Genomic DNA, 577 nt, shown 5'->3' with positions numbered 1-577 from the left:
TATTAATCCGGCATCGATATAGGCATTCTATGCCGCATATTTGATGCTTGGGTGGTTAAAGTATTTTTTCACCCTCGAAGGCCTCTTTTGCAACATACACATATGTGATCGAACTTTCTTTTTGAGATCCCCTTTCTTTCGTGCCGGCTTACCACTGTGGACTCCCGCTTTTAAGTCACAATTCAAGTATTCGTCCGGGTTCAATTCCGGGGAATAGGCGGGTAAATAGAACACTTCTATCCGATCCTCATTCTCCTCAAGCCAAGCCTTCACAACCTTCGCGTGATGGACTCTCAAATTGTCCAGTATCAGGAAGACCTTCCGTTGGGCGTCTTGGATTAGCCGCTTCATGAACCCTATCAACCGGTCTGCGTCCATTGAGCCGTCATAGATTTGAAACCGCACTTTGCCCTGGTTGCTGATCGCTGAGATCATATTGACCGACTCACGCTTGGCGTTCAGGCGAATCACCGGCGTTTTCCCTTTCGGCGCATAGCCCCGCCCATGTTGAGCGTCGCTTCGCAGCCCTGTCTCATCCCCCCAATAGATCTCCGCCCCTTCCGCCTTCGCTCGTCCA

At 50.4% G+C, this 577-nt stretch carries 1 protein-coding gene; it reads right to left on the bottom strand.

Features of this window, described 5'->3' with window-relative positions:
- Positions 1–27: 27 nt before the first annotated feature.
- On the bottom strand, positions 28–577 hold a 550-nt coding region (locus ONV78_RS31875), incomplete at its 5' end, for an IS630 family transposase (protein ID WP_279508630.1).

Source organism: Hahella sp. CR1 (genome assembly GCF_029813005.1).
In the GTDB taxonomy this organism is placed as follows: domain Bacteria; phylum Pseudomonadota; class Gammaproteobacteria; order Pseudomonadales; family Oleiphilaceae; genus Hahella.
This window is presented reverse-complemented; position numbering and strand designations above follow the sequence as displayed.